This is a genomic window from Mesorhizobium sp. M0500 (genome assembly GCF_040321165.1).
Lineage (GTDB): Bacteria > Pseudomonadota > Alphaproteobacteria > Rhizobiales > Rhizobiaceae > Mesorhizobium.
Genome location: NZ_JAMYRB010000002.1, coordinates 670,150 through 683,224 on the forward strand (window position 1 = coordinate 670,150; position 13,075 = coordinate 683,224).

The following is a 13,075-nucleotide window of genomic DNA, read 5'->3' on the forward strand; positions in this document are numbered from 1 at the left end:
ACGGCCCTTACCCCCTCCCGCAAAGAACCGGGAAAGGGTAAGAATGAGGGCAGCGCAAAGGTCACTGGAAGTTAGGGAAGACAGATGCTCGACATCGCACCGACGAAACAGGCGGCCACCTGGCTTGGTTCTTTTGCGCGAGCACTCGAGGCCGGCGACGTCGAGGCCGCAACCAATTTGTTCGTCGAGGACTGCTACTGGCGCGATCTGCTGACCTTCACCTGGAACATCAAGACGATGGAGGGCCGCGCCGCGATCCGCGACATGCTGGCGGCGACGCTGGCAACGACAAAACCTGCCCGGTGGCAGCTCAGCGGCGAAGCGACTTCGGACGAGGGCACGATCGAAGCCTGGTTCGCCTTCGAGACGTCATCGGCGTGGGGGCAAGGCGTCATGCGCCTCAGGGAGGGCAAATGCCGGACGCTGTTTACGGCGATGAGCGATCTCAAGGGGTTGGAGGAGCGCAAGGGCCCGGCGCGGCCGCTGGGCGTCCGCCACAAGGCGGATCCGGAACGCGAGACCTGGCTGGAGGCGAGGCGCCGCGAGGCGCGTGACCTCGGCGTTAGCCAACAGCCCTACTGCCTGGTTATCGGCGGCGGCCAGGGCGGCATCATGCTGGGGGCGCGGCTCAGGCAATTGGGCGTGCCGGCCATCGTCATCGAGAAGAACACCCAGGCCGGCGATTCCTGGCGCAATCGCTACCGCTCGCTCGTGCTGCACGACCCGGTCTGGTACGACCATCTGCCCTACATCCCGTTTCCCGAGAACTGGCCTGTGTTCACGCCCAAGGACAAGATGGGTGACTGGCTGGAGATGTATACGCGCGTCATGGAGCTCAATTACTGGACCTCCACGACATGCGTCAGCGCGTCCTATGACGACGCCGAAAAAATCTGGACGGTCGAGCTCGATCGCGCCGGCGAGCGCATCACGCTGAAGCCCAGGCACATCGTCTTTGCAACCGGTGCTTATGGCCCGCCCAGGCGCATCGACCTGCCGGGCGCCGAGGTCTTCGACGGCGAAATCCTGCATTCCAGCCAGTATTCCAGCGGCGAAAAATTCCGCGGCAAGAAGGTCGCCGTCATCGGCGCGGCAAGTTCCGGCCATGACGTCAGCGTCGATCTCTGGGAGAGCGGCGCTGAGGTGACCATGGTCCAGCGCTCGCCGACGACGGTGGTCAAGTCGGACACGCTGATGGAAATCGGCTTCGAGATCTTCTCGGAAAAGGCACTGGCGCGCGGCATCACCACTGAAAAGGCGGACATGATCGTCGCCTCGACGCCGTTCGCGCTGCTGCCGCAAGGCCAGCGGGCGCTTTACGACATCATCAAGGCGCGCGACGCGGCCTTCTACGATCGCTTGCGCGGCGCCGGCTTCGCCATCGATTTCGGCGACGACGAGACCGGGCTCTTGATGAAGGCCTACCGCACCGGCTCGGGCTTCTACATCGACGTCGGCGCTTGCGACCTGATCATCGACGGCGAGATCGGCATCCGCAGCGGCGTCGGGATCAAGTCGCTGACGCCGACAGGCATCCTCTTCGACGACGGCACCGAACTGGCGGCCGACGCAATCATCGCCTGCACCGGCTATCTCTCGATGAACGAAACCGTGGCGGCGATCGTCTCGCGCGAAGTCGCCGACAAGGTCGGCCCGTGCTGGGGGATTGGCTCGGGCGTGAAAGGCGACCCGGGTCCGTGGCAAGGCGAATTGCGCAACATGTGGAAGCCGACGGCACAGGAAGCGCTGTGGTTCCACGGCGGCAATCTGGCGCTGTCGCGCTTCTATTCGAAGTACGTCGCGCTGCAGATCAAGGCGCGCATGGAAGGCATTGCGACGCCGGTCTATGGAGCGCCGGGGCGGTGACGGCCGATCTCCCCCCTTGAGGGGGAGATGGCCGGCAGGCCAGAGGGGGGCGCCGCGCGTCGAGCGCCAACCTCCATCCGTTGCAGGAAGACGAGCCCGGTCGAACCGACCCCCTCTGTCGCCTTCGGCGACATCTCCCCCTCAAGGGGGGAGATCACCCACGCCCGAAATGCCGGCTCGCCACCTCGACATGCGTGTCGTGCGCATGCGCTTCGAAGCGTTCGGTCTCGCCGAGATCGTCCACCGCCTCGTTCGGCCACCAGCTGCCGCCGACCACGATTCCGTCCGAGACCAGCCTTTGCTCGGCGACCAGCGAGGCGCCGACCGAATCGACAAAGGTGAAGCGGCCCGGACGCAGCCGCAACACCGCGATGTCGCCGACCGCACCCACCGCAAGCCTGCCGAGATCGGGCCTGGCGATCGCTTCGGCAGGGCGCTGCGTGGCGGCGCGCAGCACCTCGACCAGCGGCATGCCGAGCGCCAGCAGCTTCGACATGCAGACCAGGATGTCGAAGGCCGGCCCGTCGACGCAGTAGAGATGCACGTCGCTGCTGATCACGTCCGGCGCCAGCCCCTCGCTGAGCATCGCTTTCGCCACTTCGAAATCGAACGAGCCCATGCCGTGGCCGATGTCGAAGATGACGCCGCGCTCGCGCGCCAGCCGCATATCTGGCCGCACCGCCCCCGAGGCGAAGACCGGCGCGTTGGGAAACGGCCGGAAGCAGTGGGTGAGGATGTCGCCCTTGCGCAGCCGCGGCAGCACTTCCGAGCGGCCCGGCGGCGGCTCGTCTATGTGCGCCATCAGCGGCAGGCCGGCTTTGTCGGCGGCTTCGAGCGCGAGATCGACCGGCGCGATGCCGCTGGTGCCGCCGGCATGGCGACCCGAGCGGACCTTGACGCCGACAACCACGTCCGCGTGCTCGCGAGCCGCCGCTACCGTCTCGCGCGGTTCGCAGAGCCGGAGATCGCTACACTCGCCGACCGCCACGGTCTGCGAGAAGCCGAATATGCCGGCAAAGGAAATGTTGACATAGGCCAGGATGCGGACTTTCGAGCGCTCGATGACGTGGCGGCGAAAGCCGAGGAAATTGCCGGCGCCGGCACTTCCGGCATCGATGAAGGTGGTGGTGCCGCTCTTTGCGGCGAGCCGGTCGGCATCGACGCCGAGCGACGTGCCGCCCCAATAGACATGGCTGTGCAGGTCGATCAGGCCCGGCGCGACGATGGAGCCCGTGGCATCGATGACGCGGGCGGCACGTTCGAAGGGGATTTCGGTGTCGATCGCGGCGATACGGCCGTCGGCAATCGCCAGATCGCTCTGCGCGTCGAGGCCGGACGCCGGATCGATGAGGCGGCCGCCTTTTATCAGGAGATCGAATTGCATCGCGCCTGTCTCCACTTTCCCGTCAGGCCGGCCTGTAGGCAACGGCCTCGACCTCGATCTTGATGTCGATCATCAGCCGCGACTCCACTGTCGTGCGCGCCGGCGGGTCTTTCGGGAAATGCCTGGCATAGACGGTGTTGAAAATGCCGAAATCGCGGGCGTCTTCGAGCCAGACCGTCGTCTTGACTACGTCGTCGAGGGTACAGCCGGCCAGCGCCAGTGCCGCCTTGACGTTCGACAGCACCTGCTCGGTCTGTTCGGCGATGCCGCCCTTGACCACCAGCCCGTCTGTGCCGACCGGCACCTGGCCTGAGACATAGACGAAATCGCCGGCCCTGACCGCCGGCGACAACGGCACATGGGATTTTCCAAAACACTGCTTGGGCAAGGAGGCCTCCTGTCTAGGTTCTTTGGGTGAACGCGCGGTGCTGCGAGAGATAGGGGGCGGCTGCACGCCATCGATCCACATTTTGAAAGCCTATATCGCTTTGCTGCGGTAACGCCACAACGATCACCGCCCTTGGTGATCCTTCGCGACCCCCTCTGTCCTGCCCTCTTTGCGATCACTTGGCATCTCCCCCTCTAGTGGGGAGATCGGCAGCTTCGCCGATAGCATCCATTCAGCCACCTTGGAGATTGGCGAAAGCCGCGGTGACATCCAATCTCCCCCTGGAGGGGGAGATGCCCGGCAGGGCAGAGAGGGGGGCGCTGTCCCGACAGCGTCTGGACCCGCGACACCAGCCGGCTCAGCGGTCGATCCGCGTCGACAGGATGATCGACGACGACGTGCGCTCGACTCCGTCCATGGCGCCGATCTGGTCGAGAAGCGTGTCGAGATCCCTGATCGACGGCGCCTCGACGATGACGATCATATCGAAATTGCCGCTGACCGAGTGCAGCGTGCGAACCGGTGCCAGCGCCTGCAGGCTGCGCACCACCTTGTCGGCAAGCTTGGGGGTGACGGTGAGCAGGACATGCGCCCTGACCAGCCCCTGCTCGTAATCCGGCAACAGCCTGACCCCGTAGCCGGCGATGATGCCGCGCTGTTCCAGCCGCTCGATCCGGCTTTGCACCGTTGTTCGTGAGACGCCGAGCCGCCGCGCCAGTTCGGCGGTCGAGGCGCGCGCATTGGTGCGCAGCAGGGAAAGCAGAGCCTGGTCGGCATCGCTGAGCATTTCGACGAACCTTACCGGCACATTGCCCAAAGAGAGGCTGCGTTTCGTACAATCTCACGCTTCCTTTCGACAGGCAAGCTGCGATTCTAACCGTGAATTTAGCATTGGTGCGAGGGACCGGTCATGAAGGAAATCATCGTCGTCGGCGCCGGCAAGATCGGCTCGACCATTGCCGAGATGCTGGCTTCCACGGGCGACTACCATGTCACGCTCATCGACCGCTCGGCGGCGCAGCTCGGCGCGGCCGAACTGTCTGAAACGGTCGAGACGCTGGAACTCGATATCGAAGCCGCCGGCACGCTCGAAGCCGCCTTGGCCGGCAAGTTCGCGGTGCTCAGCGCCGCGCCCTTCCATCTGACCACGCGCATCGCCGAGGCGGGGGCCAGTGCCGGCGTGCATTATCTCGATCTGACCGAGGACGTCGTCAGCACCAGGCGCGTCAAGGAACTGGCGCGTTCCGGCAACAGCGCCTTCATTCCGCAATGCGGGCTGGCGCCGGGCTTCATCTCGATCGTTGCCAACGATCTCGCCAGCCGCTTCGACACGCTGGAAAGCGTGCGCATGCGGGTCGGCGCGCTGCCGCAATACCCGTCGAATGCGCTGAACTACAATCTGACCTGGAGCACCGACGGCGTCATCAACGAATATTGCGAGCCGTGCGAGGCGATCGTCGAAGGCGAGCTTGTCGAAGTGCCGCCGCTGGAGGAGCGTGAAGAATTCTCGCTCGACGGCGTCACCTACGAGGCGTTCAACACCTCGGGCGGGCTGGGCACGCTGGCCGAAACGCTGAAAGGCAGAGTGCGGACGCTGAACTACCGCACCATCCGCTATCCCGGCCATGCCGCGATCATGAAGGCGCTGCTCAACGACCTCGGCCTGCGCCACCGCCGCGACGTGCTGAAGGACATTTTCGAAAGCGCCCTGCCGGCGACGCTGCAGGACGTGGTCATCGTCTTCGTCACCGTCAGCGGCCGCAAGAACGGCCGCCTGCTGCAAGAGACCTACGCCAACAAGATCTACGCCAAGCGCGTCGGCGAAACGGTGCGCAGCGCCATCCAGATCACCACCGCCTCCGCCATCTGCGCGGTGCTCGACATGCTGGCCGACGGCAGCTTGCCGGCCAGGGGCTTCATCAAGCAGGAGGACATCGCCCTCGACGCCTTCCTAGCCAACCGCTTCGGCCGCGCCTATGCGCAGCACGAAATGGTTAGCCGGCTTGCAGGGTGAGCTGCGTAATCTCCCCCCTCGAGGGGGAGATGTCGCCGAAGGCGACAGAGGGGGTCGCCTCGCGTAGAGCGCCAACCTCCATCTGTCGCAAGGGAGGTCGCATCCAGTCGAACCGACCCCCTCTGGCCTGCCGGCCATCTCCCCCTCAAGGGGGGAGAGCGCGAGCCCTCAGACATGCACCGCCCGCCCCAGCGCCTTCAGCGCCGCTTCCGGAAAACCCTCGCCCTGTGTCGGATGGGCATGGATCGTCCCGGCGATATCCTCCAGCGTCGCACCCATCTCCAGCGCCAGCCCAAACGCAGTGGACAGCTCCGACACGCCCTGGCCGACGGCTTGAATGCCAAGCACCAGATGGTTGTCCGCCCGCGCCACTACCCGGACGAATCCGTCCTCGCCCAACTTCGTCATCGCCCGGCCATTGGCGATGAAGGGAAACAGTCCGACCTTGATCTCGCCACGGGTCTTGGCCTCCTCCGGCGACAGGCCTGCGGTGACCAGCTCCGGATCGGTGAAACAGACAGCCGGGATCGCTCGTCTGTCCCAGCTGCGCTTGTGGCCGGCGACGATCTCGGCGACCATTTCGCCTTGCGCCATGGCCCGGTGCGCCAGCATCGGCTCGCCGGTGACGTCGCCAATGGCAAAGATACCACGCATCGAGCTGCGGCACTGGTCGTCGATGCGGATGAAGGATCCGGCCATGTCGAGGTCGATCTGCTCCAACCCCCAGCCTTCGGTCACCGGCTTGCGACCGACCGTGACCAGCACCATGTCGCCGGCAATCTTGCCGTTCTTGCCGCCATTCGTCTCGACCAGCAGCGCGTCGCGCTTAGTGGACAGCCCCTTGGCCTTGGCGTTCACGAGCACCTCGATGCCGAGTTCGGCCAGCCGCTTCACCACCGGCCGGGTCAGTTCCGCATCATATTGCGCCAGCACGCGCGGCAACGCCTCGACTACGGTCACCTTGGCGCCCAGCTTGGCAAAGGCGATGCCGAGTTCCAGCCCGATATAGCCGCCGCCGACCACCGCCAGCCTCTCCGGAACTTCGCTCAGCGCCAGCGCCTCGGTCGACGAAATGACCGGCCCGCCGAACGGCAGCGATGGCAGATCTACCGGCGCCGAGCCGGTCGCTATCACCACAGTTTCGGCTCGGATCACCTGCATGCCGATCTCGGTCTCGACGGCAACGGTCTTGCCGTCGCGAAATGTCGCCCAGCCATGCACCGTCTTCACGCCAGCTTTCTTCAGCAGGCCGGCGACGCCGTTGTTCAGCCGGCTAACGATGCCGTCTTTCCAGGCAATGGTCGCCGCGAGATCAAGCGACGGTGCCGCGACCGTTATGCCGAGTGGACTTTTGCCGCCGGCCATGTGCGAGAGCTTTTCGAACTCTTCGGCTGCATGGATCAGCGCCTTTGACGGGATGCAGCCGACATTGAGGCAAGTGCCGCCCGGTTTGCCTGCCTCGACGATCACTGTGTCGATGCCAAGCTGCCCGGCGCGGATGGCACAGACATAGCCGCCCGGACCGGCGCCGATGACCAGCAGCTTGCAGGAGATTTCCTTCATCATTGCACCTTAGTTCGACGAGCCGGCGGGGCAGCACCCCCCTCTGTCCTGCCGGACATCTCCCCCTCAAGGGGGGAGATTGGCAGCTTTCGCGTTCGGCTTAGTCCTGCAAAGCTGGAGATTGGCGAAAGGCGGGATGACGGCCGATCTCCCCCCTTGAGGGGGAGATGCCCGGTAGGGCAGAGGGGGGCGCGAAGGATCGCTACTGCTCTCATCTCGCGCCCCTGCGATCCTCTGTTCATCTCATCAATCCACAAAAATCAGCGCCGGCGTTTCCAGCAGCGTCTTTATCCGCTGGATGAACACCGCCGCGTCCCAGCCGTCGATGACGCGGTGGTCGAAGCTGGAGGACAGGTTCATCATCTTGCGCGGGATGAACTGGGTACCGTCCCATACCGGCCGCACCATCATCTTGTTGACGCCGACGATCGCCACTTCCGGATGATTGATCACCGGCGTCGTCGCCACGCCGCCCATGGCGCCCAGCGAAGTGATGGTGATGGTCGATCCCGAGAGTTCGTCGCGCGTCGCCGTGCCGGATTTTGCTGCCTCGGCCAGCCTGACAACCTCGGCTGCACAGTCCCAGATGTCGCGCGCCTCGGCGTGCTTGACCACGGGCACCATCAGCCCGGAAGCCGTCTGCGCGGCGATGCCGATATGGACGCCGCCATGCTGGTGGACGATGCCGGCTTCGTCGTCGAACAGTGCGTTGACATTGGGCTGGTCGGCGATTGCCTTGACCATCGCCCGCATCAAGAACGGCAGCAGCGTCAGCTTCGGCCTGTTCCCGCCCGGCCGCTTCTCCTTGTTGAGCGCGGCGCGCAAATCCTCGAGCGCGGTGACGTCGATCTCCTCGACATAGGTGATATGCGGGATGCGCGACTTGGCCAGCGTCATCTTCTCGGCGATCTTTCGCCTGAGCCCGACTATCTTGATGTCCTCGACCGCCTCGTTGCGGGCAAGGCCGGAAACCTTGGCGAGCAGAGGTCCGCGCGCCAGGAAAGCCTCGATGTCCTCATGCTGGATGCGGCCGGCCGGGCCGGTTCCCGGGACCTGCCGAAGGTCGATGCCGGCCTCTTTCGCCCTCAAGCGGACGGCCGGTGAGGCCAGTGGCTTTTCGCCCTCCGGACGCGGCGCGCCGGAGGTCCGCGCAGTACCCCCACCGGCGGCAGTACCCCCACCCCTAACCCCTCCCCACAAGGGAGAGGGGGATTCGCCACCCGCCGCACTTAGTCCCTTATGCGTTGGTGTTTTTTCAGATGATCGTGGAGCGGTCTCGGGTTCGGCCTTGGAGGTTGCGGCACGTCCCCCTCCCCCTTGTGGGGAGGGGTTAGGGGTGGGGGTACTGCGCTCGGTGGGGGTATTCTTGGCGCCCGCCTCAGTGGCCTGCGACGCAGCATCCCTGACATTGCCCTCGCCCGCCACCTTCAACCTGACAATCGGCGAGCCGATCGCCACCGTGTCGCCGATCTCGGCGCCCAACCAGACGATTTCGCCATCGACGGGCGAAGGAATTTCGACCGTCGCCTTGTCGGTCATGACAGCGGCCAGCACGGCATCCTCGCGCACGAGATCGCCGACCTTGACCTGCCATTCGACGAGCTCGGCCTCGGCTACGCCTTCGCCGACATCGGGCAGCTTGATGACATATTCGCCCATCGTTCCCCCTTCAGGCTTCCACCGTTTCGACGAGCGCGCGGCCTAGCCGGGCAGGACCAGGAAAATAGTCCCACTCCTGCGCATGCGGATAGGGCGTGTCCCAGCCGGTGACCCGCGCCACCGGCGCTTCCAGATGGTAGAAGCAGCTCTCCTGAACCAGCGCCGAAAGTTCGGCGCCGAACCCCGATGTCAGCGTCGCCTCGTGCACGATGACGCAGCGCCCCGTCTTGTTGACCGAGGCGACGATCGTCTCGAGATCGAGCGGCAGCAGTGTCCTCAGATCTATGATCTCGGCATCGATGCCGGTCTCCTCGGCTGCCGCCTGGGCGACATAGACCATCGTGCCATAGGCAAGCACGGTGACTGCCGCACCCGGCCGTCGGATCACCGCCTTGCCGAGCGGCACCGTGTAATGGCCGTCGGCGACTTCGCCGAGCTCATGTTTCGACCATGGCGTTACCGGCCGCTCGTGATGACCGTCGAAAGGGCCATTATAAAGCCGCTTCGGTTCCAGGAAGATCACCGGGTCCGGATCCTCTATCGACGCGATCAAAAGGCCCTTGGCGTCATGCGGGTTCGAGGGCACCACGACTTTCAGGCCGGAGACGTGGGTGAACAGCGCCTCCGGGCTCTGGCTGTGGGTCTGGCCACCAAAAATGCCGCCGCCGGTCGGCATCCTGACCACGATCGGGCAGGTGAAATCACCGTTCGACCGGTAGCGCAGCCGCGCCGCTTCCGAGACGATCTGATCGTAGGCCGGATAAACATAGTCGGCAAACTGCACCTCGACGCAAGGCTTCAGCCCGTAGGCGGCCATGCCGATAGCCGCGCCGACAATGCCGGATTCGCTGATCGGCGCATCGAAGCAGCGGCTCTTGCCGTATTTCGCCTGCAGGCCCTGGGTGCAGCGGAAGACGCCGCCGAAGAAGCCGACATCCTCGCCGAACACGATGACGCGCTCGTCGCGCGCCATCGACACGTCCATGGCGTCGCGGATCGCCTCGATCATGGTCCGCCGCGGCATGGTCAGACCCCTGCGTGTTGGCGCTGGCGCCTGAGATGCGGCGGCATCTCGGCATAGACGCCCTCGAACATGTCGCGCGCCGAGGGCTTGCCGCCGGCATGCAGCGTGCCATGGCGCTCGGCCTCCCGCTGCGCCGAAATCACCGTGTCGAGGATTTCGGCCTCGGCCTGGGCGTGGCGTTCGTCCGACCAGACGCCGCGCTGGATGAGATGGTTCTTCAGCCTGACGATCGGGTCGCCGAGCGGCCAGGCATCGGACTCGGCCTTCGGCCGGTAGGCCGACGGGTCGTCGGAGCTCGAATGGGCGCCGACGCGGTAAGTGACGTATTCGACCAGCGTCGGCCCGAGATTGCTGCGCGCCCGTTCCGCCGCCCATTTGGCCACCGCATGGACGGCGAGATAGTCGTTGCCGTCGACGCGCAGCGACGGAATACCGAAGCCGAGCCCACGGGCGGCAAACGTGCCGGAACCGCCGCGGGCGATGCCCTGGAAGGTCGAGATCGCCCACTGGTTGTTGACGACGTTGAGCACGACCGGCGCCTTGTAGGTCGAGGCGAACACCAGCGCCGAATGGAAGTCGGACTCGGCAGTCGAGCCGTCGCCGATCCAGGCGGCGGCGATCTTCTGGTCATTGCTGATCGCCGAGGCCATCGCCCAGCCGACCGCCTGGATGTACTGCGTCGCCAGATTGCCGGAGATCGAGAAGAAGCCGTGCTCCTTCGACGAATACATGATCGGCAATTGCCGCCCTTTCAGCGGATCGGCCTCGTTCGAATAGATCTGGTTCATCATCGTGACCATCGGGTAGCCGTCGGCGATGAGCAGGCCTGCCTGCCGATAGGTCGGAAAATTCATGTCGCCCCGCGACAGCGCCTTGCGGAAGGCGCAGCTCACCGCCTCTTCGCCGAGATGCTGCATGTAGAAAGAGGTCTTGCCCTGGCGCTGCGCCATCTGCATGCGCGCATCGAAGCTGCGCAGCGTCATCATATGGCGCAGCCCCTCCAGCAGTTCCTCGTCGGAAAGCAGGCCGGCCCACGGCCCGACAGCCTCGCCGGCGCGGTTGAGCACGCGAATGATCGAGAACGCCAGATCGCGGATGTCGCGCGGGTCGACGTCGATCTTCGGGCGCGGCACCGAGCCAGCTTTTGGAATGCTCACATTGGAGAAATCCGGCGTCCCGCCCGGCCGCACTTCCGGTTCCGGAACATGGAAGCGCAGCATTCCGGCATCGGCCATGATCTCGGTCCTCCACTGTTGCCCGGCTAGGATATTTGCACACCGCCAGACCAGTGCCAATTCGTCGGGCGAGGCTTCGCTGCCGCTGGCTGCTGCCCGCGGCAGACAGGATGGAGATATGTCGGCGAAATTTCTTGTCGATCTTCCGGATCGGCGCGCAATTTGGGAGATGATTGCGCCGGGTTTCCCGCCAGATAAGGCAATGCGTCGGGTTGGTCGGCGCGAGCACCTCCTTCTCCCCTTGTGGGAGAAGGTGGCCGAGCGAAGCTCGGTCGGATGAGGGGTGTTCCAGCTTGGCATCGACAGCACTCCGGCCGGCACCCCTCAACCGTCTTGGAGCTACGCGCCAATTCACCTTCTCCCACAAGGGGGAGAAGGAAAGGAGGGCGGCGCCGTTCACCCCGCGCCCGCGTCATGCTAATCAGCGCCTATGGCACAAAAGAAAGCATACGAGGTCGATGCATGGCTCGCGAAGCCGGATCCGCGCGTCTCGATCGTGCTGCTTTACGGTCCCGATCGCGGGCTGGTTGCCGAGCGGGCAAAGGCCTTTGCCGGCAAGACCGGCCTGCCGCTTGACGATCCGTTCTCGGTCGTCAGGCTGGACGGATCGGAAGTCGATCGCGACGAGGGCCGCCTGCTCGACGAGGCCCGCACCGTGCCGATGTTTTCGGAGCGGCGCCTGCTATGGGTGCGCAATGCCGGCGCTCAGAAGGCGCTTGCCGATGACGTCAAGGCGCTGACGTCGGAGCCCGCGCGGGACGCGATCATTCTCATCGAGGCCGGCGACTTGAAGAAGGGTGTCGGCCTGCGCGCCGTGGTGGAGGCGGCGGACAATGCCATGGCATTGCCTTGCTATGCCGATGAGGCCAGGGATATCGATACGGTCATCGACGACGAACTGCGCAAGGCCGGCATGTCGATGACACTGGAGGCGCGGCAGGCGCTGCGCCGCAATCTCGGCGGCGACCGGCTGGCCTCGCGCGGCGAGATCGAAAAGCTGGTGCTTTACGCGCATGGCCAGGCCGAAATCGGCCTCGACGACGTCAAGGCGACGTCTGGCGATGTCTCGGGCCTCTCCTTCGATGCGGCGGTCGACGCCCTGCTCGAAGGCAGGATCGCCGACTTCGATACCGCCTTCACCCGCCATTGCCAGTCCGGCGGCCAGCCCTTTCTGGTACTTTCATCGGCGATGCGGCAGTTGCAGGCGATCCAGGCGATGCGCGGCCAGATGGACGCCGGCGGCCGCAATGCCGCTTCGGTCGTAGCCGCGGCGCGCCCGCCGGTTTTTTTTTCGCGGCGCAAGCTGGTCGAGAAAGCCCTCGAACGGTGGAGCAGCGAAGCGCTCGGCCGCGCCCTCAACCGCCTGCAGACGGCGATCCTGCAGACACGCCGGCGGCCGGATCTGTCGGTCGCGCTGGCACGCCAGGCCCTGCTCGGCATTGCCGTGGAGAGCGCAAGGCTGGCGCAGAGATAGGAGCACCCGCCCTTCTCCCCCTTGTTTGGACTGGGGACATCGCGAACAGATGTGCGAGGACATCGCGAACAGTTTTGCGCTTTTGCGCGAGGGGGTTCGGGATGCCATTCGAGGACAGAAGCGTGATGAAGCAGAAGCTGGAGTTTGTGAGGCTGGCGTCGGCGAAAGGCGCGAATGTAAGCGTGCTGTGCCAGCGCTTCGGTATCGGCCGGACCTGTGGCCACAAGCTGCTTTCGCGCTATCGGATCGAGGGGGAGGCTGGGCTGGTCGAACAGTCGCGGCGGCCACGATCGAGCCCGGCGCGCAGCGCGCCGGAGGTGGAAGCGGCGGCCCTTGCGGTGCGTATGGCGCATCCGGCTTGGGGTGGACGCAAGATCGCGCGCGTGCTTGCCCGCGAGGGTATCGGCACGCCGGCGGCCTCGACGGTAACCGGCATCCTGCGTCGCAACGGCATTGAGTTGGGAACGT

General features: G+C 65.3%; 11 protein-coding genes. 4 read left to right on the top strand and 7 right to left on the bottom strand.

Annotated features, from left to right (window positions below; all coding sequences use genetic code 11):
* Positions 1 to 84 precede the first annotated feature (84 nt).
* The gene (locus NKI70_RS07060) at positions 85 to 1,866 is read left to right on the top strand and encodes an NAD(P)-binding domain-containing protein (RefSeq protein ID WP_352724406.1); all 1,782 of its coding nucleotides are present in this window, start codon (positions 85 to 87) and stop codon (positions 1,864 to 1,866) included.
* A 154-nt stretch (positions 1,867 to 2,020) separates the two neighbouring features.
* Here the strand turns inward: NKI70_RS07060 and NKI70_RS07065 are convergent, their stop codons facing one another.
* The 3 genes from NKI70_RS07065 to NKI70_RS07075 form a co-directional block, all read right to left on the bottom strand.
* Positions 2,021 to 3,250: an amidohydrolase/deacetylase family metallohydrolase gene (locus NKI70_RS07065; protein ID WP_352724407.1), complete on the bottom strand. Its 1,230-nt coding sequence runs from the start codon at positions 3,248 to 3,250 to the stop codon at positions 2,021 to 2,023.
* A 22-nt stretch (positions 3,251 to 3,272) separates the two neighbouring features.
* Positions 3,273 to 3,638, bottom strand: coding sequence for a RidA family protein (locus NKI70_RS07070; RefSeq protein WP_023675940.1), 366 nt, complete (start codon positions 3,636 to 3,638; stop codon positions 3,273 to 3,275).
* Between the two features lie 358 nt (positions 3,639 to 3,996).
* Positions 3,997 to 4,425 carry an Lrp/AsnC family transcriptional regulator gene (locus tag NKI70_RS07075; RefSeq protein WP_023675939.1) on the bottom strand — a complete coding sequence of 143 codons (429 nt, stop codon included), beginning with the start codon at positions 4,423 to 4,425 and terminating at the stop codon, positions 3,997 to 3,999.
* 123 nt (positions 4,426 to 4,548) lie between these two features.
* Here NKI70_RS07075 and NKI70_RS07080 point away from each other — a divergent pair, with 123 nt between their 5' ends.
* A complete protein-coding gene (locus NKI70_RS07080; RefSeq protein ID WP_352724408.1) occupies positions 4,549 to 5,652 on the top strand; it encodes a saccharopine dehydrogenase family protein in 1,104 nt (367 codons plus the stop codon).
* Between the two features lie 168 nt (positions 5,653 to 5,820).
* Here NKI70_RS07080 and lpdA read toward each other — a convergent pair whose 3' ends face one another.
* The 4 genes from lpdA to NKI70_RS07100 form a co-directional block, all read right to left on the bottom strand.
* Positions 5,821 to 7,215, bottom strand: a complete 1,395-nt coding sequence (gene lpdA, locus NKI70_RS07085) for a dihydrolipoyl dehydrogenase (RefSeq protein WP_023675937.1) — start codon at positions 7,213 to 7,215, stop codon at positions 5,821 to 5,823.
* A gap of 246 nt (positions 7,216 to 7,461) precedes the next feature.
* Positions 7,462 to 8,874, bottom strand: coding sequence for a dihydrolipoamide acetyltransferase family protein (locus tag NKI70_RS07090; RefSeq protein WP_023675936.1), 1,413 nt, complete (start codon positions 8,872 to 8,874; stop codon positions 7,462 to 7,464).
* Positions 8,875 to 8,884: 10 nt separating this feature from the next.
* A complete protein-coding gene (locus NKI70_RS07095) occupies positions 8,885 to 9,898 on the bottom strand; it encodes an alpha-ketoacid dehydrogenase subunit beta (protein ID WP_023675935.1) in 1,014 nt (337 codons plus the stop codon).
* A gap of 2 nt (positions 9,899 to 9,900) precedes the next feature.
* Entirely contained in the window at positions 9,901 to 11,133 is a 1,233-nt protein-coding gene (locus NKI70_RS07100) for a 3-methyl-2-oxobutanoate dehydrogenase (2-methylpropanoyl-transferring) subunit alpha (protein ID WP_023675934.1), read from the bottom strand.
* A 430-nt stretch (positions 11,134 to 11,563) separates the two neighbouring features.
* On the opposite strand from NKI70_RS07100, the gene holA reads away from it, so the two are divergent.
* Together holA and NKI70_RS07110 are read left to right on the top strand one after the other, a co-directional pair.
* The gene (gene holA, locus NKI70_RS07105; RefSeq protein ID WP_352697057.1) at positions 11,564 to 12,607 is read left to right on the top strand and encodes a DNA polymerase III subunit delta; all 1,044 of its coding nucleotides are present in this window, start codon (positions 11,564 to 11,566) and stop codon (positions 12,605 to 12,607) included.
* Positions 12,608 to 12,732: 125 nt separating this feature from the next.
* The coding region (locus NKI70_RS07110) for a helix-turn-helix domain-containing protein (protein WP_352697059.1) at positions 12,733 to 13,075 on the top strand (343 nt) is incomplete at its 3' end.